Source organism: Roseovarius sp. MBR-78, assembly GCF_040547535.1.
In the GTDB taxonomy this organism is placed as follows: domain Bacteria; phylum Pseudomonadota; class Alphaproteobacteria; order Rhodobacterales; family Rhodobacteraceae; genus Roseovarius.
Map to the genome: position 1 here is coordinate 1 of NZ_JBEPPX010000086.1, position 1,101 is coordinate 1,101.

Sequence of the window (1,101 nt, forward strand, 5' to 3'; positions counted from 1 at the left end):
AGAAACCCATCTGCGCCATCGTTGCACCCCATCCCGTTTTATCGCTCCGATCATACCGAAACGCCGGTGTCAGCGCAATTTTTCGAGGTGCCCTGAAGTCCGCGAACCGGAACCCTATCACGTTACCGGACGACTATGTCCTGACAACACCTCGGGGTGTTTTGATTGCGGCGGCAAAGATCATCATCATAGGGGTTGCCCTTGCACCTCGTGTGAAGCGCTTGTCTTATGACTTTCCTTGGCTCCAAGGGCAAAAGGGAGCCACTGCCCGCCACGCCATTTATGGCGGGCAGTGGCTGCGGTTGGATCGCAAACAGCTTGGTCTACCAGGACCGTTGAGAAGTATGATCAACCGCCGTCTTCACCACAGGGCCTGAACTGATACGCGTGTGACAATCACGCACGACAAGCATAGGACATGGCGAAGATGACTAAACACACCATCGGTGTAGACATTTCAAAATTCCATCTGGATGTCTTCCGGCTGGAAGATGATGAAGCGCAGCGCTTCGAGAATTCGGCGGCGGGATTTCGATCGCTGAAAAAATGGCTGAGCACGGCAGCAGCGGCACGGATCGTGTTCGAGCCGATGTGGCCGTATCATAAGGCGTATGGCACCCGCGCCAAAACCGATGCCGTAGATGCTCAGATGTTGGCCCGGATGGGGACTGCGGTCAACCTTGAGCATCAAGCGCCTTGTTCTAAGGAAACCCTTTTCTCAGGGATTTATACGTTGCCCGTGCCGGGCTGATCAAGGACCGCACGCGACTGGAAGTCGAAGGGTTTGCTCCTGAGCGTGGATACTAAACCGGCAATCCTTGGCCCGTTAATGCGACAACACCGGTTCAGTCTCTCGCACAACGAGATGCGTGAAATAGTATTCTCTCGCCGTCGGCTTCAGGCACGTCAGCTATGCTCCAGCGGGTGCCTTCTTTGGAATGGTGTCATACCAACGGCCCTTTTGTCTGACTCTGAAGGGTTCCCAAAGCTCGCGAACTCTGACTCACTGCTTTCTCAAAGGATGGAGGCAGGCATGGCAGGGATCGCGATCACGCGGACGGAGTTCACGGCGACGGAGATGCGCGCGGCGGCGGGCAAGAC

General features: G+C 55.9%; 2 protein-coding genes. Both read left to right on the forward strand.

Going from position 1 to position 1,101, the window contains the following annotated elements; all coding sequences use genetic code 11:
• A partial coding sequence (locus ABIE58_RS20305; RefSeq protein WP_354546420.1) for a hypothetical protein occupies positions 1-377 on the forward strand: 377 nt, incomplete at its 5' end.
• 41 nt (positions 378-418) lie between these two features.
• A complete protein-coding gene (locus tag ABIE58_RS20310) occupies positions 419-751 on the forward strand; it encodes a hypothetical protein (protein ID WP_354546421.1) in 333 nt (110 codons plus the stop codon).
• Positions 752-1,101: the final 350 nt, after the last annotated feature.

Bases quoted from the DNA above. Each gene is read 5' to 3' on its own strand.
- ABIE58_RS20310 (WP_354546421.1), top strand. From the start codon at position 419: ATGGCGAAGATGACTAAACACACCATCGGTGTAGACATTTCAAAATTC.